Consider the following 22,944-nt stretch of genomic DNA (forward strand, 5'->3'; position numbering starts at 1 on the left):
ATTTACGATAAGTATAAAAAAAGGACGACAAACTGTCATCCTTTTCTTTTATTATTCACTTAACCTTGACACATTACAATATTTTTTGTAAAAAAACTTTCGCACGATCGCTCTTTGGCTCTGTAAAAAATTGCTGCGGAGTTGTATCTTCAACAAGTTTCCCACCATCTAAGAAAAGGACACGATCCGCTACTTCTTTCGCAAACCCCATTTCATGTGTCACAATTACCATTGTCATCCCGGTAGTCACTAATGATTTCATTACTTCCAATACTTCTTTTACCATCTCAGGATCCAGTGCAGAAGTTGGTTCATCAAATAACATCACTTCCGGTTCCATAGCTAATGCTCTAGCGATGGCCACGCGTTGCTTTTGACCTCCAGATAGGCGATTTGGATATGCCCCCTTCTTATTTAGCAATCCTACTTTTTCCAATAATTCCATTGCTTTTTGTTCCGCAGTTCCTTTAGCTATCCCTTTTACATTCACGGGAGCATATATAATATTTTCTAGCACGGTCATATGTGGGAATAAATGAAAATGTTGAAATACCATTCCGACTTTTTCACGTACATTCATCATATTCGTTTTCAGATTTGTTACTTCTTTATCTCCGATCCAAATACTTCCGCTTGTCGGTGTTTCCAATACATTCATACAACGTAAAAAAGTTGATTTCCCCGATCCAGATGGTCCAACAATTGCAACAACTTCTTCCTTTTCAATTGTTGTCGTAATTCCTTTTAATACTTTATGTTCTCCAAATGATTTATGAAGATTTTCAATCTTAATCACTTTTCTTCATTCTCCCTTCAATTGCTTTCCCAACTACTGTAAGTACAATCACTAAAATATAATAAACAAGCCCAACAAAAAGTAATGGTTCAAGATACTTAAATGTTTCACCACCCACAATGTAAGCGCGACGCATTAAATCTGTTGCACCAATTACTGTTACTACAGCCGATTCCTTCGTCAGTGTTGCAAATTCATTCACAAGCGCAGGTAATATATTTTTTAATGCTTGTGGTAATATAATATGTCTCATCATTTTCCCATACGGTACACCTAGCGCTATCGCTGCTTCGGTCTGCCCTTTATCAATCGCTTGAATCCCGGCGCGAATGACCTCAGACATATATGCACCTGAATTTAAGCTAAATGCAATGACTGCGGCTAAAAAAGCTGGAATATCATATCCAATCATTTGTGGTACACCAAAATATATAATCATTAATTGCAAAACAAGTGGTGTTCCACGAAATATGGATGTATATAGATCCGCTGCAACATTTAAAACTCGAATTCTAGCAATCTTACAAAGAGCTAATAGTGTCCCTAATATAAAACCAATTAAAGCTGAAACAGCTACAATTTTTAATGTAACTTCTAGTCCTTTTAATATATATGGTATCGATGGCGTTATTGCCGAAAAATCTAGATTCATGTTTTGTTCATTCCTCTCTCAGAAGATAGAAAGGCAGCTTATTTTTCGCTGCCAAACCATTTTTTCACTAATTTATTCATTTCACCATTTTCTTTCATCTTCTGAATCACTTTATTAAACTCTGCTGTTTTATCGCTATTTTTTGGAAGAGCAATCGCTGCCCCTACTTCTTCTGGTGCTTCCTGAATTTCAATCCCTTGTAAACCTTTTACCTTTTCTAAATAATGTTTAGCAATCGTATCTTCTAAAATAGCAGCATCAAAACGTCCTGCTTTAATTTCTTGTACAATTTCTGGTACACGGTCGCGTCCTTCCGCTTTAAGATCCACTTGTTTTTTGAACTCATTTGCTTTTTCTTCTTGAATAGAACCAGTTTGTACTCCTACCTTTTTCTCTTTCAAATCTTGCAATGACTTAATATTAGAATCTTTCTTGGAAACAATCATATTTTTAGCAACGAAATAAATATCTGTGAAATCTGCATTTTCTTTACGTTCTGCTGTTGGTGTCATACCGGCCATAACAAAATCTACTTTTCCTGAACTGAGCGATGCTAACAATCCTCCAAAATCCATATCTTTCACTTTCACTTCATATCCAAGTTCTTTTCCAATATATTTTGCAATATCGACATCAAATCCAATAATCTCATCACTTTTTGATGCTTCCACATATTCATACGGTTTATAATCTGCTGAAGTCCCCATAATAAGCACCTTTTTATTTTTGTCAGCACCTACTTCTTTTTCCTCTCCTTTACTACATGCACTAAACATACTTAAAATTAAAATAAGTGCAATTGAAATCGATAATACCTTCTTCATATTTCTTCCCCCTAACATTGTATATTTAACAGTTTACAAGAATTTTTATTCGTTGTTTGTATTGTAGCAATCATTTTATTTTTATGCAATAATTAAAATAAAAATAAATATAATGACGGTTAAAACAAGGAGATGAATTATTTTTATGCATAAAAGTTGTATAAAAATAATTTTACATCTATTCAATTCTCATGTACATAATAAAATAACAAAAAGGTCCGTATACATTATCGTATACGGACCTTTTGTTATTTTATAGCTCTTCGCAGTTCTCTTCAAAATAGGACTGTAATTTTTCAATGACTTGCATCGGTTCATGTCCCTCGATTTCGTGGCGCTCTACCATTGTTACAATCTTTCCGTCTTTTAATAAGGCAAAAGATGGAGAGGAAGGTGGATATCCTTCAAAATATTCACGTGCACGTGCTGTTGCTTCTTTATCTTGTCCTGCAAATACTGTTACGAGATGATCTGGACGTTTATCATAATGAACAGAATGTGCAGCAGCAGGGCGAGCAATTCCGCCTGCACAGCCACATACAGAGTTTACCATTACAAGTGTTGTACCTTTTCTTTTCAATGCTTCATCAACTGCTTCTGGCGTTGTTAATTCTGTATATCCAGCGGAGACGATTTCTTCGCGAGCTTGACGAACGACATCATTCATAAAAAAATTAAAGTTAATCAAAATGTTCCCTCCTCTAAGTGTACCTATTTGTATCTTACCAGTAACTATTTCCGAAATACAAGTAAACTTCCTAGTTTTGTTGTTAAATCTAAAAAAATCCTAGAGCAAGAGGCTCTAAGATTTTTTCTTAATGACCACGACGCTTTTGCTTTGCCTTTTGTACTTTCATAAGACGTTTTCTTCGCTTTTCTGCTTCGCGTTGTTCCTTTGCGAGCACCTGTTTCTCTTTCTTACGCAATTCATATGACAATTGGATTGCTTCCTGTGCTTTTGTAAGACGCGAGACATTGACTCCTTTTGCTGCTTGCCTGATAAGACGCTTTATATTTTTGGGCCTTTGCTTCGTTCTCACTTCAACCCCATAGCGAGCAAAATTTTGAAAATAAGTGACCATCTTTCCATTAACAAATGAGAGAATTTCCTCATCTGATGGCTCTGTTCCAAAAATATAACGCGCTCCATACAATTTTCCTTTTTCGTTTTTCGTAATAATTCCAACAAAGTATTGACCATCGTGATATACTGTCAATTCCATCGACAGCCCCTCCTAAAAAAAGATTCAGAAATACCGGACATCCTGGAGGGGAAGGTTACTGACATACTCGTATGCGTCCGGACTACCAACCGAACTGTGTTTTTGTATTTCTACAGCTATTATATCGCATTTTTATTTTCTTTTTCTATTTTTTCATACGTTTCAATTATTTTTTTGTGCGATCCTACCATATAATCAGGAAGTTCTCTTATTGGAAAGAATGCAAGCTGAACAGCCTCTGCTGTGTTCATATTGAGGTTTCCTTCATATTCATCTGTATAATAAGCTGTTGTTACCGATTGAAATTCATCCCCGTTCGCTAGTTTTGTAAAATAGTTGGCTCCAGAAAATACATGAATTAAACGCAAATTCTTAACATGAATCCCTGTCTCTTCATAAACTTCGCGGTAAGCTGTTTCTTCTGGTGATTCGCCAAGTTCCATTAGGCCACCGGGCAATCCCCATTTTCCATACGGCTCTGTTCTTTGTTGTAATAAAACTTCTCCCTTTTTATTGATTACAAGTACAACAGCGCCAACTAAAATTAAAGGGCGATGACCAACTATTTTTCGTAACTCCTCTACATATCCCATCGAAACACCTCCCTTTTGTTATTTCTTTGTCCACACTATTGTATCATATGTAGAAAATGATAAAATGCGTGTATCTTTCATCAATTGTTGTTAGCAGAACAGTTCAAATGGAGTCTTGTCTCCCCTATTCAACTAGCACGTATGTTAAATATGAACGTCATAATCATTGAACTGCAGTTCATCATAGTAAATAACAATCATGCGAATACAACACCTCAATTGTGCAATTATTCTTAAAAATCTATATGCTAGAATTGCTCGTTCTATAGAACTCAGCCATGCGCGCTTGCTAATTGAGAGGATATATAAAAGAAGTTGATTTGTTCTGAAACAAACCAACTTCTTTTAAAGATGTTACTTAACGGAAAACATATACTTTTTATATGTTTTCCGTACCGATAATATGAGTCCCATCATAATCATATTCGAGAATAAAGAGCTCCCTCCATATGATAAAAATGGAAGTGCAATCCCTTTTACAGGCATTAACCCAACAATCATACCAACATTTTGGAAGATTTGAATCGTTAATATGCCTATTGTTCCAGCACATAATAATGTACCGAATAGATTATCAGCAGAATAACCAATAATAATTGTTCGATAAAGTAGTAAAAGAAACAAGAATATAACTAGAGCGGCAATGATAAATCCACCTTCTTCAGCAATCGTAGCAAAGATAAAATCAGTATGTTTCTCTGGAATATAAACATTTCCACCGCCAAATCCTTTTCCTTCCATTCCTCCACTGCCAACAGCTAAAATGGATTGCTGTGTTTGATACCCTTGATCTGTATGTTCAAATGGATCTAACCAACCTAAAATACGTGATTGTTGGTGAGGTTTTAACATTGTAACTAATTTATTAAAGAAAAAATCTGGATACTTTACGTATATAAATATTAATGTAGACAATATAGTCACCGGAATAACTGTACATAACGCAATTAACTTCTTTTGAATCCCTGACATAAACAAAATACACGCGATCGCAGCTGCATATAAGAACACCATACCTGTATCTGGTTGGCTATATACAACTACCGTAGGAGGAAGTGACACTAACATAATTTTTCCTAATAATATTAAATCTGTTTGAAATGTCCGGATCACATATTGTGCATTATGTTTCACCGCTAAACTTGCAACGATGAGAAGCAATGAAATTTTGAAAAACTCAGATGGTTGAATTTGTCCGATACCAGGGAAAATAAACCATCTTTTTGCCCCTAACTTTTCAGGTGTAAAGCTCGATGTTGGCAATACCTTCAAAATTATTAATGAACCAAATCCAACAATATAGAGTGGCCAGGACAATTTTTGCAGTTGATCTAAGTCAACGCTAGCAACAAGGAGTAACAAGACAACCCCTATGATATAGTTTACACCTTGTTTCAAAGCGAAGTTTGAATCCCCATATTGTCCAGTTTGTTGACTGCTATATATAGCCGCTATACTTGTAACACATAGTGCAAACAAAATTAAAATTAACTTTACATCTAAACTTTTTAGAAATTCGGTACTTCTTTTCATGACATCCTCCTGAAACATTGTTACAGCAAAATAAAAAACCAGGAGTCAACATTATGCATGTTTTGACGACTGATTACAGATTATCTATGAAACACTTATATAGAATACCTCTCTTTTTCATACAATACAATATATTATACTATAGTTTCATCAGTAAGATTTGGCAAAAGATTATTCTTTTTTTATTTTATATCTATATACCAGATATCAGCAATGTATTTTCATAAATTCTTTCTACATTATGACTCATTGTCAGATATTAAGATAGAAATGAAAGATATCACCTTTTGTACAAATGTAAAAAGCTCGCATTTCGCGAGCTTTTTATTAATATACAGATGTATTCTCCGCTGACATATTTTCTAAAATCTCTTTCACTCGACCTAAGAACTTGCCACAGATCAAACCGTCAAGTACGCGATGATCAAGCGATAAACATAAATTAACCATGTCACGTGCCCCAAACATGCCGTTATCCATAATAACCGGACGTTTTACAATTGATTCTACTTGTAAAATAGCAGCTTGTGGATGGTTAATAATACCCATAGATTGAACAGAACCAAATGATCCTGTGTTATTAATTGTAAATGTACCGCCTTGCATTTCATCTGGTTTTAATGATTTTGTACGAACTTTCGTTGCAAGCTCCGTAATTTCACGAGCAATACCTTTAATTGTTTTTTCGTCTGCATGTTTAATCACTGGAACAAATAATTCCTCTTCTGTTGCAACAGCAATAGAAAGGTTAATATCTTTCTTCTGAACGATTTTATCACCAGCCCACATAGAATTAATTTGCGGGTATTCTTTTAACGCTTGTGCAACTGCTTTTACGAAGAATGCAAAGAATGTTAAGTTAAAGCCTTCACGTTTCTTAAATTCATTTTTAATTGCGTTACGATACGATACAAGATCTGTCACATCTACTTCAATCATCATCCAAGCGTGAGGTGCCTCATGTTTACTGCGTAACATATTCGCAGCAATAGCTTTACGCACACCTGTTACTGGAATTTCAATATCACCAGGTACGGTTGGTACAGATACTGGTTTCGCTTCTGTTTTTTGTAATGGCGCTTTCTCTTCTGCTTTTGGCGCTTCTTGAGGAGTAGGTGTTGATACAGCTACTTCCTCTTTTTTCGCATCCGCTTGCGGAATATTTCCTGATTCCACAAGTTTCAAAATATCTTTACGTGTAATGCGTCCATTTGCTCCTGTACCTTCTACTACATTTAAATCGATATTATGTTCACCTGCAAGCTTTAATACCGCTGGAGAATAACGAGGTTTCCCGTCAGTTGGTTGCTTTGTTTTTGCTACTTTTTCAGCTGAGACAACCTCTGCTTTTGCTTCCTCTTTCGTTTTCTCTTCTACAGCTGTTGCTGCTACTTCATCTGCTCCCTCTACTTGAATGACACAAACAACTTCCCCTACAGCAAGTGTGTCTCCTTCCGCTGCAACTAACTCTTTCACAACCCCGGTGAAAGAAGATGGTACTTCTGCATTTACCTTATCTGTCATTACTTCTGCGATTGGATCATATTTATTCACATGATCCCCAACATTTACAAGCCATTTGCTAATTGTACCTTCTGTTACGCTCTCCCCGAGCTGAGGCATTGTAATATTTTCTACAGCCATGTATAGTCCCCCCGATTAAAATTCCGCAAGTTCACGCATTGCTTTTTCAACTTTATCTGGATTTACCATAAAGAATTTTTCCATTGTTGGTGCATATGGCATCGCCGGAACGTCTGGACCTGCAAGACGTGCAATTGGTGCATCTAAATCAAACAGACAATTTTCAGCGATAATCGCGGATACTTCGCTCATAATACTTCCTTCTTTATTATCTTCCGTTACAAGAAGAACTTTACCTGTTTTTGAAGCAGCTTCAATAATTGCTTCCTTATCTAATGGATATACAGTACGCAAGTCAAGAATATGTGCAGAAATGCCATCTTTTGCTAACTTTTCAGCAGCTTGAAGAGCAAAATGAACACATAATCCATATGTGATAACAGTAATATCATCGCCTTCACGTTTTACATCTGCTTTTCCAATCGGTAATACGTAGTCATCTTCTGGTACTTCGCCTTTAATTAAACGATATGCACGTTTATGTTCAAAGAATAATACTGGATCTTCATCACGAATCGCCGCTTTTAATAATCCTTTTGCATCATGTGGTGTAGAAGGAATTACTATTTTTAAACCCGGTTGGTTTGCAAATAATGCTTCTACGGATTGTGAATGATACAAAGCACCATGAACACCGCCACCAAATGGTGCACGTATCGTTAATGGACAAGTCCAGTCGTTATTAGAACGATAGCGAATTCTTGCTGCTTCAGACACAATTTGGTTCACCGCTGGCATAATAAAATCAGCAAATTGCATTTCCGCAATCGGACGCATACCATACATTGCCGCTCCGATTGCTACTCCTGCAATTGCAGATTCTGCAAGCGGTGTATCGAGCGCACGCTCTTCGCCGAATTGATCATACAATCCAGTTGTCGCTTTAAATACGCCACCTTTTTTACCAACGTCTTCTCCTAATACAAATACTTTCTCATCGCGTTCCATTTCTTCACGCATTGCCAATGTAATCGCGTCAATATAAGACATTACAGCCATGAAACGTTCCCCCCTATTCTGCGTATACGTGCTTCAATGCATCTTCAGGTGCTGCATACGGAGCATTTTCTGCATATTCTGTTGCTTCATTTACGATATGCATAATTTCATCTAACATTTGTTTTTCGGATTCTTCTGTCAATAAACCTACTTCTTTTAAATAAGCAGCAAATGTAAAGATTGAATCTTTCTTCTTCGCTTCTTCCACCTCTTCTTTATCGCGATATACACGATCGTCATCATCACTTGAATGTGCTGTTAAACGATATGATACAGTCTCAATTAACGTTGGGCCTTCCCCGCGTCTGCCGCGTTCTGCCGCCTCTTTTACAGCTTGATATACTGCAAGTGGGTCATTTCCGTCTACCGTATATCCTGGCATACCATATCCAATCGCACGATCTGATACATTTTTACACGCTAATTGCTTTTCAAGTGGTACTGAAATGGCATATTTGTTATTTTCACACATAAAGATGACAGGTAGCTTATGTACACCAGCAAAGTTCGCACCTTCGTGGAAATCACCTTGGTTAGAAGAACCTTCACCAAATGTTACAAACGTTACTAAATCTTTTTTCTCCATTTTTCCCGCTAAAGCAATCCCAACGGCATGTGGTACTTGCGTTGTAACCGGAGACGATCCTGTTACAATACGATTTTTCTTCTGTCCAAAGTGACCAGGCATTTGACGACCACCTGAGTTTGGATCTTCCGCTTTTGCAAATCCAGATAACATCAGTTCTTTTGCTGTCATACCAAATGTTAATACTACGCCCATATCACGATAGTAAGGTAATACATAATCTTTTTCACGATCGAGTGCAAACGCTGCTCCTACTTGCGCCGCTTCTTGTCCTTGACAAGAAATTACGAATGGAATTTTACCCGCACGGTTTAATAACCACATGCGTTCATCAATTTTACGTGCAAGTAACATCGTACGGTACATTTCTAATACTTGCTCATCACTTAAGCCAAGCGCTTCATGGCGTTTTTCTTTTACTTCTGCCATTTTTCATAACCTCCTAAATCCACATTTTTATGCGTGTAACGCTTTTCCATCTACAGCTAGTGCTGCTTCACCAATCGCTTCTGATAATGATGGATGCGGATGAATTGTATGTGCCACTTCCCAAGGTGTTGCATCCAACACTCTTGCAAGGCCAGCTTCAGAAATCATATCTGTTACATGTGGACCAATCATATGGACACCAAGAATATCATTGGTTTCTTCATCAACCACAAGTTTCACAAACCCATCTGACTCTCCATATACAAGTGCCTTTCCGATTGCACGGAATGAGAACTTACCTACCTTTAGCTTATAGCCTTTTTCTTTTGCCTCTTGTTCTGTTAAACCAACAGATGCAACTTCCGGATTGCTATAAACACATTTTGATACCATAGAGTAATCAATTGGCATAACATCTTTTCCAGCAATATGCTCTACGGCAACGATCCCTTCATGTGAAGCCACATGTGCAAGTTGTAATCCTCCGATTACATCACCAATTGCATAAATGTGAGATTCTTTCGTTTGATAAAATTCATTTGTTTGAATGTATCCTTTTTCCACAACGATATCTGTATTTTCCAATCCGATATTTTGTGTATTGGCTTGTCTTCCCACAGATACAAGCATTTTTTCTGCTTGAAATTCTTTCTTTTCACCATTATGTTCTGCCTGTATAGTTACTCCATTATCTTTTCCTAATGTTTCTGGTAATACTTTTGCACCCGTCACCACCTTAATTCCTTTTTTCTTTAAGAGACGTTGCATTTCTTTTGACACATCTTGATCCTCAAGTGGAAGAACATGTTTTGCATATTCTAATATCGTCACTTCTACGCCAAAATCAGCAAGCATAGATGCCCATTCGATTCCAATTACGCCACCGCCAACAATAATAATAGACTTAGGAAGAGTTTCCATTTTCAAGGCGTGATCCGAGGACATAACGTATTCTCCGTCTAATTCTAATCCAGGTAACGAGTTTGGACGGGAACCAGTTGCAATAATTACATTTTTCGGAATTAACATTTCATTCTCTTCACCATTTGTAAATTCAACTGAAATTGTTCCTGGCATCGGTGAGAAAATTGATGGACCTAGTATACGACCAATCCCTTCAAATACATCAATTTTCCCTTGCTTCATTAAGTGCTGAACCCCTTTATGAAGTTGCGCTACAATTTTTCCCTTACGCTCTTGTACTTTCGCAAAATTTAACTCTACATTACTTGTCACAACACCAAACTCTTCTCCCTTTTTAGCGGTTGCATATACTTCCGCACTACGGAGTAAAGCTTTGCTTGGAATACACCCTTTATGCAAGCACGTGCCACCAAGATTATCCTTTTCAACAAGAGCTGTTTTTAGTCCTAACTGCGATGCACGAATAGCAGCAACATATCCACCTGTTCCGCCGCCAACGATGACTAAATCATATTCTTTTGCCATTCTCTCAACCCCTAGCTACCGTTTCTTTTTCTCGTACAACATACTCTTTTGGAGCTTCTTCTTCCCGTAATACACGAAGGGCTCCTTCCGCTAATGCTTGTAACTCATCTTCTCCAGGATGCACAATGACATCTGCAATCCAATTCACTCGTTCTTTTATTTCATTTATTAGAATTTTGCTATACGCAAGTCCACCAGTTAATACAATCGCATCGATTTTCCCATGAAGAACTGCGCTTGCTCCTCCAATTTCTTTCGCAACTTGATAAGCCATTGCTTTGTAAATAAGAGTTGCTTCAGGATCACCTTTTTCAACCATATTTTCTACTTTAATCGCATCATTTGTACCAATAAGACTTACTAAGCCGCCTTGTCCAACAATCTTTTTCATCATTTCGTCACGGTAATAATTTCCAGAAAAACACATTTCTATCAATTGACCTACAGGCACTGTCCCAGCACGCTCTGGACTAAATGGCCCTTCTCCATTTAGACCATTATTTACATCAATGACTTTGCCATTTTTATGAGCACCAACTGTAATTCCGCCACCCATATGTGCAATAATCAAATTTAAATCTTCATATTTATGCCCAATTTCTGCTGCAACTTTACGTGCTACTGCTTTTTGATTTAATGCATGAAAAATACTTTTTCGTTCCATACCAGCAATTCCACTAATCCGAGCGATTGGCTCCATTTCATCTACGACAACTGGGTCAACAATGAATGCAGGAATATTTAATCCTGAAGCAATTTCATAGGCTAAAATCCCACCAAGATTAGAAGCATGATGCCCGCTATATCCATTTTTTAAATCTTCTAACATTGCTTCGTTCACTGTATATGTACCACCTTCAATAGGACGAAGCAATCCTCCACGACCGCAAACAGCGCTTAATTTCGAAATATTGATGCCATGAGAATGAAGAATTTCTAGAATTGTTTCTTTTCGAAATTCATATTGATCAATAATTCGCTTATATTTCTTAATTTCTCCTGTATCATGGCGAATCGTTTCTTCTAAAACAGGTCTCTCATTATCAAAAACACCTATTTTTGTAGATGTACTACCAGGATTAATAACAAGGATTCGATTTACCGACAATGTTGCTACCCCCACCTATAAATTCAAAAGACAGTGGAAACCTCATGAGAGGTAACCACAGCTTTTGTAGAAGTTGTATATGAAAGATTAGCGACGGCTAATAATATCGTGACCGTTGCGTAAATATGTGCTACGAGTATTTTTTAAGCTTGCAATACGCTCTTCAGCTAGACGATCTGCTGCCACGTAAGTTGGAACAGAATCACGCTTTGAAATTTCAATCACTTTTTCGATTGTGTCATAAATAGACTCTACACGTTTTAATGCACGTTCTCTATTGTATCCATATAATTCATCAGCTACGTTAATTACGCCGCCTGCATTAATAACATAATCTGGTGCGTATACAATTCCCATTTCATGAATGATATCACCATGACGGTCTTCTTTTAATTGGTTATTTGCAGAACCTGCGATTACCTTTGCTTTAAATTGTGGGATTGTTTCATCATTAATTGTTGCACCTAGCGCACATGGTGCATAAATATCACATTCAACACCATAAATTTCGTTTGGTTCTACTGCTGTTGCTCCAAATTCTTCTACTGCGCGTTGTACCGCTTCTTTATTAATATCTGTAACAATTAATTGTGCTGATTCAGCATGTAAATGTTTGCAAAGGTGATACGCCACATTTCCAACACCTTGAACAGCAATCACTTTACCTTCTAAGCTATCTGTTCCAAAAGCTTCTTTCGCAGCTGCCTTCATACCACGGTATACCCCATATGCAGTTACCGGTGATGGATTTCCAGAAGAACCGAATGAAGGTGAAATACCTGTTACAAAATCTGTTTCTTCATGGATAATATCCATATCATCTACTGTTGTACCAACATCTTCTGCTGTAATGTAGCGTCCGTTTAACCCTTGAATGTAACGTCCAAGCGCTCGGAACATCGCTTCGCTTTTATCTTTTCTTGGGTCGCCGATAATAACTGTTTTTGCACCACCAAGATTTAAACCAGCTGCTGCATTTTTATATGTCATCCCTTTTGCAAGACGCAGTGCATCTTCAATCGCCGCTTCTTCAGAATCATATGTCCACATTCTTGTTCCACCAAGAGCTGGTCCAAGTGTTGTATCATGAATTGCAATAATTGCTTTTAATCCAGATTCTTTATCTTGACAAAATACTACTTGCTCATAATCGTATTTTTCTAAGTATTCGAATATTTCTAATGCCATTGTCATTTCCCCCTAATTGTTTTCCCCTTATTGGTTTATTTAGAAGCAGTGGCAATTGCCAAAGCTAACGAATATACTTTTGTTTCTGCTGAATCAGCACGCGATGTTAATATAATCGGTGCTTTTGCGCCCGCAATCATTGCTCCTACATTTGCCTTTGCAAAATAAACGAGTGATTTATATAGCACATTTCCAGCTTCAATTGTTGGGACGAGTAAAATATCTGCCTTACCTGCTACATCACTTGCTATACCTTTATGTTCTGCTACAATTTGAGATACCGCATTATCTAAAGCGAGCGGTCCATCCACAATACAATCTTTAATTTGTCCACGGCGATTCATTTGCGTTAACATCGCTGCATCAATTGTCGCTTGCATTGCTGGATTAATCACTTCCACAGCTGCAATTGGAGCTACTTTCGGCAAATCATTCCCTATTGCCCGGGCAACTTCCACCGTATTTTGTATAATAGCTGCTTTTTGTGTTACATCAGGTGCAATATTCATCGCTGCATCCGTAACAAAAATAAAGCGATCATAATTCGGAACCTCAAAAACTGCAACATGTGAAAGAACGCCGCCTTTTCGAAGCCCCCACTCTTTATTGAGTACTGCCTTCAATATATTTGCTGTAGGAATGTTTCCTTTCATAAGTACATCTGCTTCACCATTTCTTACAGCTTTAACAGACAGTTCTGCAGCTTCAGCACTAGAAAGTGTTGCAATCACCGCAATGTCTTCAGATGATTGTAAACGATACTCTTGTAGCATACTCATAATCTTTTCTTGATTTCCATATAGACGAAATTGAGCTAACTGTAATTGAATTGCTTTTGCTACTGCTTCAATTACTTCATGATCTTCCGCTACTGCTACAGCCACTGTTTTCTTTGGCTGTTCTGCTACTCGATCAATTAAGTGTTTTAACTTCATATTTTGTAATCAACCCTTTCCGTCGTCCCTCATCTATGTATAAAGCAAATACCATGCCAACTTTCTAAAGTGGTCTTACCAATAATGAAAACGCATACAAAACATAGTAGAATCAACAATCTAAAAAATAACAGAATATTCTGTCCTAATTTGTCGTTTTTTATACACCATGCAATAAATTGCATAGTGCGCAATTTATTGCATGCTATTTTTTGCAGACTCGTATTTTTCTAACTTATAATACAAGTTTCGTACTGAAATACCTAAAGCTTTTGCCGTTTTTGTCTTATTGCCATTAAATTTATCTAAATATTCCCGGATAATATTCCCCTCAAACTCTGTAACTAAATGTTCAAGAGACTTTTCTTCTAATTCTGGTAATAAACGATTCGCCTTTAATTCAACTTGTTCATCTTTATGCAAAGAAGGTAAATGATGTACATCAATATAAACTTCATTGTAACTCATAAAAATAATCGCTCGTCCCAAAATATTTTCCAGCTCCCGCACATTTCCAGGCCAATCATATGATTGTAAATACTCAATTGCTGCTTTTGTTACTCCCTCTACATTACGCCCATAATCTTGATTAATCTTTTGAATTAATCTTTCTGCGATAAAAGGAATATCCTCTTTCCGTTGGCGAAGAGACGGAATTTGAATTGGAATTTTATTTAAACGATAATATAAATCTTCTCGAAATTCTCCTTCTAAAATCGCTTTTTCTAAATTTACATGAGTTGCAGCAATCACTCTTACATTAATTGGAATCGCCTTTGTTCCTCCAACTTTTACAATTTCTTTTTCTTGTAGCACTCGAAGTAATTTCGCTTGTGTACTAGCAGATAATTCTCCAATCTCATCTAAAAATATACTTCCATTGTTCGCTTCTTCAAAGAGTCCTCGTTTCCCACCCCTTTTTGCACCAGAAAACGCCCCTTCTTCATAGCCAAACAATTCGCTTTCTAACAGATTGTCTGAAATTGCAGCGCAGTTTACACGAACAAATTTATTGTATTTTCGATTACTACCATTATGAATCGCATGCGCAAATAATTCTTTCCCTGTTCCTGATTCTCCTCGAAGCAATACTGTCGCTGGCGTATTCGCCCCAAGTTTCGCTTGCTCTATCGCCGCCATTATTTCATCCGAAACTCCAACAATATCATCAAAAGAATATTTTGCTTCGAGTGTTCGAATAATTTGTCTCGCTCGATGTAAATCATTTGTTAATTTTTGTATTTCTGAGACGTCACGAATCACCCCTACACTACCTTTTAATATTCCATCAACAATAACCGGGGCAACATTTACAATTACATCTCGCTTTTTTTGTCCAATTTTCATATGAATTCCCCGCACAGCCCTACGCGTACGAAGTACCTTCATATGCATACTCTCTCCCTCTACAATGTCAGTCGTTGCAGGTTTTCCAATTATATCTTCTTCTGACAGACCTGTTAATTTTGTATAGGCAGGATTTATAACAATCCCTCTCCCTTTCTCATCTACAACAGAAATTGCTTCTTCAGATGAATAAATAATTGCTTCTAGTAATGTTTGTATTTCTTTTAAATCCGTAACTTCCTCGGCCAAGTTTACAACTTCAGTAATATCTTTAAAAACGGCAAATGCTCCTTGAACTTCTCCATCCTCTTTCAAAATCGGAATGCGCGTCGTAATAATCTTTTTTCCGTTATCCAATGTAAGTTCCTGATTTACTTCGATTTGCTTTGTCCGTAAAATTCGAAGTAATTTACTTGTTGGAATTACTTCTAAAATATATTTTCCAGTAGCTTCACTTGTTGTATAACCTGTCATTCGCGCTGCACTTTTATTAAATAATTTTATAATCCCTTCTTTATTAACAACGATCATACCATCATGTGTAGAATTTAAAATCAAATCTTTCTGCTGCGTTTGAGCTTTTAATTTTTCAATTAAATCTTCTTTCTCATGAGCGAGTTTCGTAACGATCTTAGCAATATTTCCCGGTATTAGTAATGTATGTTCATGCTTTTTTTCTAAAAGAACTTTATGTAGATGCTCATCCCCCGTCATATCAAAAATGACGTCCACATGTTTTTTTAAAAAAGACTCTATATGATCTCCAGTTGGAATTGATTGCTCTTTTGCAAGTTGCAATCCCTTCGCATTTGGATTTATATCAATAACCCCAATCATTTCAAATATATTTGAACGTCTCAACAAACTTAATATTGTACTTCCACCTTCACCTGCTCCGATAATGAGAACTTTTTGTTTCATACATTACACTTCCTTTCGAAGTACCTCTGCAAGCTTTTTCACACCTTTATCTTACTCGCTCTTCTTTCTCTTGACAAACACCCATTGTATATTTCATCATTTAGTATATACAAAATTATCTGAAAAGGAGATTTTCTATGCAACGTTACTTTGCCCTTCTCCTAGCACTTATTCCGATTTCATTAGCCATGTTAGGGATTAAATTAATGAGAGATACTGTATTCGGCATTCTACTTTCTCCCTTCCCTGTATTATGGCTACAATTTCTAATTGGCACATGTTGTTTCGCTGTCGGTTTTTATCTTTTTGGTGGTTTTATTTTGCACCGTGATCGAAAACGAAACAAAGTACAGCCTCGCTTCAGAAGATAAGGAAACCCTCCCCATGAGTCGAATTTTCACAAAACCTTCCATTAAGATATGAATAGAATAATAAGATAAAAATTAAGACCCTTCTCACGAAAGGTCTCATTTTTTATCTTGCAACAGTGCTCTAGCTGTTTCCGGATAATCTGTAATAATCGCCGAAATATTCATGTCAAAATATTTACGAATCACTGTCTCATCATTAATTGTATACGGACGAACCTCTACTCCACTCTCCATTGTTAATTCCGCAATTGCATCTTGAAGATAGCGATAATTTGGATGAATTGCAGTTGCTCCCATCTTTTGCGCATATGCCCAAGGACTATGTAATCCTTCTCGATATAAAATCGCCGTTTGAATATCTGGTGCCATCATATGACAATGTTTCATGCTGTAATGATTAAATGATGACAAAATAACCCGTTCCTCCAAACTATACTTTCTCACAAGTGTAATGACTTCTTCTTCCAATCCTCTATAAGGAACTTTGTTATTTTTAAGTTCAATATTCAGGAGCAATGAATTGGATTTTAACCAATCCAACACTTCCTCTAATAAGGGGATATGACAAAAGCCTACTTTTTCATTAAATTTATAACTTGCATTTAACTTTCTTAAATCTTCATACAAGTAATTTCTTACTGCTCCTTTTCCATTCGTTGTCCGATTAACTGTTTCATCATGAATAACAACAACTTTTCCATCTTTCGTGAGTTGAACGTCTAATTCAACCCCATTTGCCCCAAAAGATTCAGCAGCTTCAAATGAAATCATTGTGTTCTCTGGGTACGTACCCGCTGCACCGCGATGTGCAAATATAAGAGTCATCTTTACTCCCCCAATCTATGCTATACTATACGAAAAAGGAGGTACTTCTATGAGACCATTACAAATTTCTCCAGATACTGCAATTCGTCTATCAAAAGCGTTAGGTGTTCCACTTGAACAACTTATGCATATGCCGCAGCATATTTTAATTCAAAAACTAGTTGAATTAGAAAAACAAAATAACGATGAAGAATAATATAGTCCTGTATTTGCAGGACTTTTTACTATCCTTCTCTCTCTTCCTTCCTAATACCTTTCATAATTCTATCACGAGAACTGAGATGAAAATATGCTATCTATACAACAATCATTTAAAAAAGGAGCGTTAAAATAATGAAGATGCTCCAGCACCTCAAAGCTCTGATGTAGATGGTGGTGGCGACATTGGGTGACGAAAACTGCAGTGATACACCTGCATACTAAGACCATGGTGCGGCAGTGTAATAAAAAATAAATAACCTCTAGAACATGGGTTTAGCACTGTACTAAACTCATGTTTTTGATTCTAATTAAAACATTGCATCGCCACTTTATGACTCGGTGATTCCTCTTTAATTTCTTGATAAATAATCGGCATTATATTATTATCCCCTTAAGTAGAATGACATTTTATTTTGTTATGGGTCATTCCTCCTCTTTTTTAAAGCTTACCCCCCCTTCAAAAGGGGTTCTATATTCTTTTACACTTAATTTACCTAATGCTATATCATGTTTTTCTTGTTCTTGAATATATTTTTTATTGTTGCTTCATTCAATCTCACTGCACTCACATAGTACCCTTCTGTCCCAAAATATCTATTTCCAAATTTATATTTTAAATTTGCATGTTTATCAAACACCATAAGTGCACTCTTTTCTTTTAAATATCCCATAAAACTTGAAACAAATGGCTTGGGCGGAATACTTACCAACATATGCACAGGATCTGTCATCAAATGACCTTCTATTATTTCTCCCCCTTTATATTTACATAGTGTTCTTAAAATTTCTCCAACACCCTTTCTATATTGATTGCAAATGATTTTTCGTCTATACTTTGGTGTGAAGAGAATATGGTACTTACACATCCATTTTTTTGTGTGCCAAACTATTCGCTTTATTAGCCAAAAATACTCACTTTCCCTTCTTATTTTAGAGACTTGAACAATCTCTATTATAAAACCGAAAATGAGTTTTTTTGTATAACATTTTATTACCCTCTCGCATAGCGGGGGTTTTATGTTTCGCCTCCTTCAGGCTCAACTGACTAAAGTCCATAAATAAAAAAAATCCTGCGTTGTAAACGCAAGATTTTTATACATGAGGTAACAATATTCAACTTTATTTAGTCAAAAGCATTTAATTATTTCAATCGGTTACACGAATCTCATTTATTGTCACGTGTTAATTCCATTGACGTATTTTGTGTTCCTATCTTATTACCTAAACATGTAAATACAACTATCCCTAAGGTCAACATTACTAAATTAATAATTAAAATTACTTTGTAATCAATAAAGAAACCTACAGGATCTACCATGAATAATATCAACATTAATAATATTCCAACCACAGCTCCTATCGATAGACCTATAGTTAGATACATCATTATCTGTGTTAAGATAATCTTTCGAATTCCAGCTGGCTGTATACCCATCGTTCTTAGAATAGCAAACTCTTTTCGCTTAGAATAAATATTATTGGCTAAAGAATTAAATACCCCTATTATTGTAGTAATCACTAAAGTACTGACTATAACCATAAAAATTATCCAGCGCTGATAAAACATTTCATCCGCTTTTTTGATAGACTCTTCATAGCTACTAATTTTAATTTCAGGGTATTGTCGCTTAAGTCCTTCTAACTGCTTTAATGTTTGATTTACATCATTAGAACCGATAAATAGTTGATAGAAATTAATATCTTCACTATTAAACGCATGGTTACTCCCGTCCATATACATGTCAGCGTCTAAAAGTAATTTATCAGATATTGCACCAATTTTATAAGTTCCTTGCAATTGCACCTTTTGCACTTCATTAGAGAACAATCCTAATTCCATTGTGTCTCCTATTTTCAAATGATTTTTATTCGCAAAGTCTTTTGACACAACAATGTTATTCAAATCATTATTATCTATTAAATTAGGTATCAGTTTTTGCTTCTGCATCTCTTTTAAGTCTACTATGGCATATTGATAATCTACAAAATTATTATCTTTTTTCAATTCTACTAATCCCAAATTGCTAATATAGCTAACGTTTTGAACAGTTGATAGCTTTTTTACCGTTCTACTTAACTCTTCGGAATTTAATTGGGTATCACCACCAAGACGACTATTAACAATAATTGGTGTCGGAAAATCTTTTTTAATTTGATTCGCTTGATTCATTTGGATTGTCTTTACTAAGGATGAGCCGAAGACAGCAACTATCATCAATGAACTAATAGTTAAAATAACCGCCGTGTTTTTTTTGACTTGTGGAATCAGATTCTTAATAGCTATATAAAATTCTTGACCAAATACTTTATATCCATTTTTCAATAGGTAATTTAAAAACTTTGTCAAATAAATTGGGAAGAGTAAAAATCCACCTAATAGCATGAGTATAGACGCTATTAATAAAAGAATTGCACTATATTCCCCATCAGTAGTTATAAATTGACTAGCCAAAACTAAAAACAAAGAAATGCCTAAAATAATTTTACTCACAATACGTCTTGTTTTTGAATAACTAAAATCTAGCTTCTCATTTTCTTCCATGATTTTAATAGGAAGTATCTTAGAACTCCTATAAGCTGGGAAGAGTAAAAAAATTTGAATAACCCCTAAACAGCACAAGCTAGCTACAGTAGCTATTTTAAAGTTGAACGTATCTAAAGTAGCTGAAATACCAATCCATTTCTCCATCCAACTATACGTCAAATCTCTACTAATGAAAGTTATAGCGAATCCTAGGAGAACCCCTGTAAAATTAATAATACTGCTTTGGATTAAAATAATTTTACTCATTTGCTCTGTTGTCGCACCTAAAGACCTCATAATGGCAAACTGATTTTTCAGTTTGTAAAAGAGCAATTCAAAGTTTGAAATAATTAATAGTGAAGTAATACCTAATACCAATATAGATAAAATGATAACTAATACGCTAAATGACTGTAAGTTACCTTTGATATCCGCATCTTCTTCTATAATATCAATACGTAAGTCGTTATCATGAGATTTGATTTGATTTGCTACATTAAATACATTTGCATCATCTTTTGCTTGAATTAACATATAAGTTGCTTCTGAATCTAAATTTGATTTAGTCTTAATATAATTCTTTACTACCTTATTATGTAGTAAAACCATATCTGGCACGATTCCTATAGATGGTAAATCATCAATTATTTCTACTAAGTTAAATGATTGATTTTCAATTGTTATTGTATCTCCACATTTAACATTTAACATGTCTGCAAGACCTTTATTGATAACAACAGAGTCTTTATTTAAAAAAGTTGAAAAGTGGTAACGGCTTTGTGTTAATTTATCATTTTCTACACCGACTGTATAAACTTCAGCATTCATATTATTAACATGTAAATGTGTTATCGATACTTTTGAAACTTGCTTAACCCCTTCTGTTTTTTGAACCTTTTTGATGAAATCGTTAGAAAGGCTCTTATTTTGCTCCAAGTTATATCCAACTAAGAGATCCATGTCTCCATACATGTTCTTTACTTCAGCTGTAAGTTTATCTTTCGCACTAAACAAGAATAAAACTAATGTTAAAACCAACGTTACAGCTATAATTATACTAAGAATAGAGGAAAATATTATAAATTTATTTGCCCGAAAGAGTCGAAAAGACAATCCCTGTATCGATTTCATATTTCTCTTCTCTCCGTTACTCTTTTAAATTTTGTCAATATAGCATCTAAACTTCCAAACTGCTCACATTCATATTCATCAACAATCTTTCCATCATGGAAAAATAAAACTCGATCGGCATATGTTGCTACATTAGCATCATGTGTCACAATTAATATACTTTGATTAAACTCTTTCTTCATTTCAACCAAAATATGTAAAATCTCAGAAGAGGTATTAAAATCTAAGTTTCCTGTTGGTTCATCAGCTAATATGATTGGTGGAGATGTAATGATTGCTCTACCAATTGCAACTCTTTGTTGTTGTCCACCAGAAAGTTGGACTGGTCTATGATTTTTCCATTTTGTTAAACCTAGTAACTCTATTATACGATTTACTTTGCTTTCTATTTCTTTCTTATCTCTTTTTTGTAAAATTAAAGGTAGGGAAATATTCTCCTCTACCGATAAATCCTTCAACAAATTAAATGATTGGAAAATAAAACCGATATTTTCTTGTCTATATATTGATGCAAACGGTTCTGTAAATATATCTTTAACATATTGTCCATTTAACCTGATGGAGCCTAAATTTGGTTTATCAAGTGCTCCTAAAATATTTAGAAGTGTACTTTTTCCTGAACCACTTGTCCCCATTATGGCTATAATTTCACCTTTATGCAATTGAAAAGATACATTATCTAATGCCTTAACTTCAAATCCGTCACCTGTATAAGTTTTTGATAAATTTTCTACATCTAGAACTATATTCTTAATCATATGACACCACCAATGTGTTTTTTAACACAAATCGTCTTTATACCAGACGGATTGTGATTCGTACATTTTATAAAACATGCCTTGTTTCTTTATTAATTCTTCAAAAGTACCTTGTTCAACAATTCGTCCTTTTTCCATTACTATAATAAGGTCAGAACGTTTAGTTGTTCCTATTCTATGAGATATAGTTACGGTTGTTTTTCCCTCTGATAGCTTATAGAATGTGTCAAACACTTTCAATTCACTAATCGGATCCAACGCTGCCGTAGGCTCGTCTAATATTATTAAATCTGCTACTTTTATAAAAGACCTAGCAAGTGCTATCCTTTGCCACTCCCCTCCTGATAGTTCAGTACCATTAAGAAGCTCTTTTGTTAAATACGTATCTAACCCATTACTATAACTTTTGACTTTATCATCTAATTCAACTTTTTTTAAAATTGCATAGAGTTCGTCATCATTATGTAATTTTGATAAATCACCAAACCCCACATTTTCCCTAATACTATATTTATATCTCATAAAATCTTGGAAAATTGCCGATGTTTTGTTAAGAAATGAATTCATATCAATGGTATGAGCAAGTTTATTGTTGACTTTCAAATTACCTTTTTCCAAATCAAATAATCCTAATATGCAATATGCTAACGTAGTTTTCCCAGATCCATTATATCCAACAATTGAAATATTATCACCTTTATTTATGTTTAAAGACACATTATCTAAAACCTTAACATTCGAATTTGGATAACAAAAAGTTGCATTTTCTAAAGAAATATTTTCTATATTATTAATTTTACTTAATGGAGATTTTCCTGGATTTGAGTCAATATTTTGGACACAAAAAAGTTAAATCTAAGCTACTTTTATAGCCAGATCTTCTATTGTTTGAGGAGTTTTATAACCG

General features: G+C 35.4%; 21 protein-coding genes and 1 pseudogene. 2 read left to right on the forward strand and 20 right to left on the reverse strand.

Translation table 11 applies throughout. The features are described from left to right. Nucleotides 1–73 precede the first annotated feature (73 nt). The 15 genes from MR056_RS01710 to MR056_RS01780 form a co-directional block, all read right to left on the reverse strand. Nucleotides 74–796: an amino acid ABC transporter ATP-binding protein gene (locus tag MR056_RS01710; RefSeq protein WP_087099087.1), complete on the reverse strand. Its 723-nt coding sequence runs from the start codon at nucleotides 794–796 to the stop codon at nucleotides 74–76. Beyond that, nucleotides 789–1,448: an amino acid ABC transporter permease gene (locus MR056_RS01715; protein ID WP_012095308.1), complete on the reverse strand. Its 660-nt coding sequence runs from the start codon at nucleotides 1,446–1,448 to the stop codon at nucleotides 789–791. The genes MR056_RS01710 and MR056_RS01715 overlap by 8 nt, the downstream gene beginning before the upstream one ends. A gap of 38 nt (nucleotides 1,449–1,486) precedes the next feature. Beyond that, nucleotides 1,487–2,272 carry a transporter substrate-binding domain-containing protein gene (locus tag MR056_RS01720; protein ID WP_087099089.1) on the reverse strand — a complete coding sequence of 262 codons (786 nt, stop codon included), beginning with the start codon at nucleotides 2,270–2,272 and terminating at the stop codon, nucleotides 1,487–1,489. 253 nt (nucleotides 2,273–2,525) lie between these two features. After that, on the reverse strand, nucleotides 2,526–2,939 hold the full coding sequence (locus tag MR056_RS01725) for a BrxA/BrxB family bacilliredoxin (protein ID WP_048722048.1): 414 nt from the start codon (nucleotides 2,937–2,939) through the stop codon (nucleotides 2,526–2,528). Between the two features lie 148 nt (nucleotides 2,940–3,087). After that, entirely contained in the window at nucleotides 3,088–3,495 is a 408-nt protein-coding gene (locus MR056_RS01730; protein WP_012095311.1) for a YjdF family protein, read from the reverse strand. A gap of 119 nt (nucleotides 3,496–3,614) precedes the next feature. Then, complete coding sequence (locus MR056_RS01735; protein WP_012095312.1) at nucleotides 3,615–4,088, reverse strand: NUDIX hydrolase; 474 nt, start codon at nucleotides 4,086–4,088, stop codon at nucleotides 3,615–3,617. A gap of 354 nt (nucleotides 4,089–4,442) precedes the next feature. Beyond that, nucleotides 4,443–5,621 (reverse strand): FtsW/RodA/SpoVE family cell cycle protein, encoded by a 1,179-nt coding sequence (locus tag MR056_RS01740; RefSeq protein WP_048721694.1) that lies wholly within the window; start codon nucleotides 5,619–5,621, stop codon nucleotides 4,443–4,445. Nucleotides 5,622–5,948: 327 nt separating this feature from the next. Then, nucleotides 5,949–7,265, reverse strand: a complete 1,317-nt coding sequence (locus tag MR056_RS01745; protein WP_087099090.1) for a dihydrolipoamide acetyltransferase family protein — start codon at nucleotides 7,263–7,265, stop codon at nucleotides 5,949–5,951. A gap of 15 nt (nucleotides 7,266–7,280) precedes the next feature. After that, nucleotides 7,281–8,264: a 3-methyl-2-oxobutanoate dehydrogenase subunit beta gene (gene bfmBAB / locus MR056_RS01750; RefSeq protein ID WP_087099092.1), complete on the reverse strand. Its 984-nt coding sequence runs from the start codon at nucleotides 8,262–8,264 to the stop codon at nucleotides 7,281–7,283. Nucleotides 8,265–8,277: 13 nt separating this feature from the next. Then, on the reverse strand, nucleotides 8,278–9,279 hold the full coding sequence (gene bfmBAA / locus MR056_RS01755; RefSeq protein ID WP_012095316.1) for a 3-methyl-2-oxobutanoate dehydrogenase subunit alpha: 1,002 nt from the start codon (nucleotides 9,277–9,279) through the stop codon (nucleotides 8,278–8,280). A 27-nt stretch (nucleotides 9,280–9,306) separates the two neighbouring features. After that, nucleotides 9,307–10,728, reverse strand: coding sequence for a dihydrolipoyl dehydrogenase (gene lpdA, locus MR056_RS01760; RefSeq protein ID WP_012095317.1), 1,422 nt, complete (start codon nucleotides 10,726–10,728; stop codon nucleotides 9,307–9,309). 4 nt (nucleotides 10,729–10,732) lie between these two features. Then, on the reverse strand, nucleotides 10,733–11,836 hold the full coding sequence (buk, locus tag MR056_RS01765) for a butyrate kinase (protein ID WP_012095318.1): 1,104 nt from the start codon (nucleotides 11,834–11,836) through the stop codon (nucleotides 10,733–10,735). 87 nt (nucleotides 11,837–11,923) lie between these two features. Continuing rightward, a complete protein-coding gene (locus MR056_RS01770) occupies nucleotides 11,924–13,024 on the reverse strand; it encodes a leucine dehydrogenase (protein ID WP_012095319.1) in 1,101 nt (366 codons plus the stop codon). A 35-nt stretch (nucleotides 13,025–13,059) separates the two neighbouring features. Beyond that, nucleotides 13,060–13,959, reverse strand: a complete 900-nt coding sequence (gene yqiS / locus MR056_RS01775; RefSeq protein WP_242136511.1) for a phosphate butyryltransferase — start codon at nucleotides 13,957–13,959, stop codon at nucleotides 13,060–13,062. A gap of 195 nt (nucleotides 13,960–14,154) precedes the next feature. After that, the gene (locus MR056_RS01780; RefSeq protein WP_012095321.1) at nucleotides 14,155–16,227 is read right to left on the reverse strand and encodes a sigma-54 interaction domain-containing protein; all 2,073 of its coding nucleotides are present in this window, start codon (nucleotides 16,225–16,227) and stop codon (nucleotides 14,155–14,157) included. 137 nt (nucleotides 16,228–16,364) lie between these two features. On the opposite strand from MR056_RS01780, the gene MR056_RS01785 reads away from it, so the two are divergent. Beyond that, nucleotides 16,365–16,598, forward strand: a complete 234-nt coding sequence (locus tag MR056_RS01785; RefSeq protein WP_012095322.1) for a DUF2627 domain-containing protein — start codon at nucleotides 16,365–16,367, stop codon at nucleotides 16,596–16,598. Nucleotides 16,599–16,694: 96 nt separating this feature from the next. Here MR056_RS01785 and MR056_RS01790 read toward each other — a convergent pair whose 3' ends face one another. Then, entirely contained in the window at nucleotides 16,695–17,423 is a 729-nt protein-coding gene (locus MR056_RS01790) for a glycerophosphodiester phosphodiesterase (protein WP_012095323.1), read from the reverse strand. A 49-nt stretch (nucleotides 17,424–17,472) separates the two neighbouring features. Here MR056_RS01790 and MR056_RS01795 point away from each other — a divergent pair, with 49 nt between their 5' ends. Beyond that, nucleotides 17,473–17,619, forward strand: a complete 147-nt coding sequence (locus tag MR056_RS01795) for a YycC family protein (RefSeq protein WP_012095324.1) — start codon at nucleotides 17,473–17,475, stop codon at nucleotides 17,617–17,619. Nucleotides 17,620–18,047: 428 nt separating this feature from the next. On the opposite strand, the pseudogene tnpA reads toward MR056_RS01795, so the two are convergent. The 4 genes and pseudogenes from tnpA to MR056_RS01815 all read right to left on the reverse strand — a co-directional run bounded on the left by tnpA (nucleotide 18,048) and on the right by MR056_RS01815 (nucleotide 22,754). Then, nucleotides 18,048–18,530: pseudogene (tnpA, locus tag MR056_RS01800) on the reverse strand (IS200/IS605 family transposase). Between the two features lie 259 nt (nucleotides 18,531–18,789). Further along, on the reverse strand, nucleotides 18,790–21,279 hold the full coding sequence (locus MR056_RS01805; RefSeq protein ID WP_087099099.1) for an ABC transporter permease: 2,490 nt from the start codon (nucleotides 21,277–21,279) through the stop codon (nucleotides 18,790–18,792). Then, entirely contained in the window at nucleotides 21,276–22,037 is a 762-nt protein-coding gene (locus MR056_RS01810) for an ABC transporter ATP-binding protein (protein ID WP_087099101.1), read from the reverse strand. Before MR056_RS01810 ends, MR056_RS01805 begins: the two co-directional genes overlap by 4 nt. A gap of 21 nt (nucleotides 22,038–22,058) precedes the next feature. Beyond that, the gene (locus MR056_RS01815) at nucleotides 22,059–22,754 is read right to left on the reverse strand and encodes an ATP-binding cassette domain-containing protein (RefSeq protein WP_242136512.1); all 696 of its coding nucleotides are present in this window, start codon (nucleotides 22,752–22,754) and stop codon (nucleotides 22,059–22,061) included. Between the last annotated feature and the right edge of the window lie 190 nt (nucleotides 22,755–22,944).

This window comes from Bacillus cereus group sp. BfR-BA-01360 (assembly GCF_022663595.1).
GTDB classification, from domain to species: domain Bacteria; phylum Bacillota; class Bacilli; order Bacillales; family Bacillaceae_G; genus Bacillus_A; species Bacillus_A cytotoxicus.

What these genes read in the sequence shown, in the direction of transcription:
- MR056_RS01715 (WP_012095308.1), bottom strand. Translation starts at nt 1,448, where the DNA reads ATGAATCTAGATTTTTCGGCAATAACGCCATCGATACCATATATATTA.
- MR056_RS01720 (WP_087099089.1), bottom strand. Translation starts at nt 2,272, where the DNA reads ATGAAGAAGGTATTATCGATTTCAATTGCACTTATTTTAATTTTAAGT.
- MR056_RS01725 (WP_048722048.1), bottom strand. Translation starts at nt 2,939, where the DNA reads ATGAATGATGTCGTTCGTCAAGCTCGCGAAGAAATCGTCTCCGCTGGA.
- MR056_RS01730 (WP_012095311.1), bottom strand. Translation starts at nt 3,495, where the DNA reads ATGGAATTGACAGTATATCACGATGGTCAATACTTTGTTGGAATTATT.
- MR056_RS01735 (WP_012095312.1), bottom strand. Translation starts at nt 4,088, where the DNA reads ATGGGATATGTAGAGGAGTTACGAAAAATAGTTGGTCATCGCCCTTTA.
- MR056_RS01740 (WP_048721694.1), bottom strand. Translation starts at nt 5,621, where the DNA reads ATGAAAAGAAGTACCGAATTTCTAAAAAGTTTAGATGTAAAGTTAATT.
- MR056_RS01745 (WP_087099090.1), bottom strand. Translation starts at nt 7,265, where the DNA reads ATGGCTGTAGAAAATATTACAATGCCTCAGCTCGGGGAGAGCGTAACA.
- bfmBAB (WP_087099092.1), bottom strand. Translation starts at nt 8,264, where the DNA reads ATGGCTGTAATGTCTTATATTGACGCGATTACATTGGCAATGCGTGAA.
- bfmBAA (WP_012095316.1), bottom strand. Translation starts at nt 9,279, where the DNA reads ATGGCAGAAGTAAAAGAAAAACGCCATGAAGCGCTTGGCTTAAGTGAT.
- lpdA (WP_012095317.1), bottom strand. Translation starts at nt 10,728, where the DNA reads ATGGCAAAAGAATATGATTTAGTCATCGTTGGCGGCGGAACAGGTGGA.
- MR056_RS01770 (WP_012095319.1), bottom strand. Translation starts at nt 13,024, where the DNA reads ATGGCATTAGAAATATTCGAATACTTAGAAAAATACGATTATGAGCAA.
- yqiS (WP_242136511.1), bottom strand. Translation starts at nt 13,959, where the DNA reads ATGAAGTTAAAACACTTAATTGATCGAGTAGCAGAACAGCCAAAGAAA.
- MR056_RS01780 (WP_012095321.1), bottom strand. Translation starts at nt 16,227, where the DNA reads ATGAAACAAAAAGTTCTCATTATCGGAGCAGGTGAAGGTGGAAGTACA.
- MR056_RS01785 (WP_012095322.1), top strand. Translation starts at nt 16,365, where the DNA reads ATGCAACGTTACTTTGCCCTTCTCCTAGCACTTATTCCGATTTCATTA.
- MR056_RS01790 (WP_012095323.1), bottom strand. Translation starts at nt 17,423, where the DNA reads ATGACTCTTATATTTGCACATCGCGGTGCAGCGGGTACGTACCCAGAG.
- MR056_RS01795 (WP_012095324.1), top strand. Translation starts at nt 17,473, where the DNA reads ATGAGACCATTACAAATTTCTCCAGATACTGCAATTCGTCTATCAAAA.
- MR056_RS01805 (WP_087099099.1), bottom strand. Translation starts at nt 21,279, where the DNA reads ATGAAATCGATACAGGGATTGTCTTTTCGACTCTTTCGGGCAAATAAA.
- MR056_RS01810 (WP_087099101.1), bottom strand. Translation starts at nt 22,037, where the DNA reads ATGATTAAGAATATAGTTCTAGATGTAGAAAATTTATCAAAAACTTAT.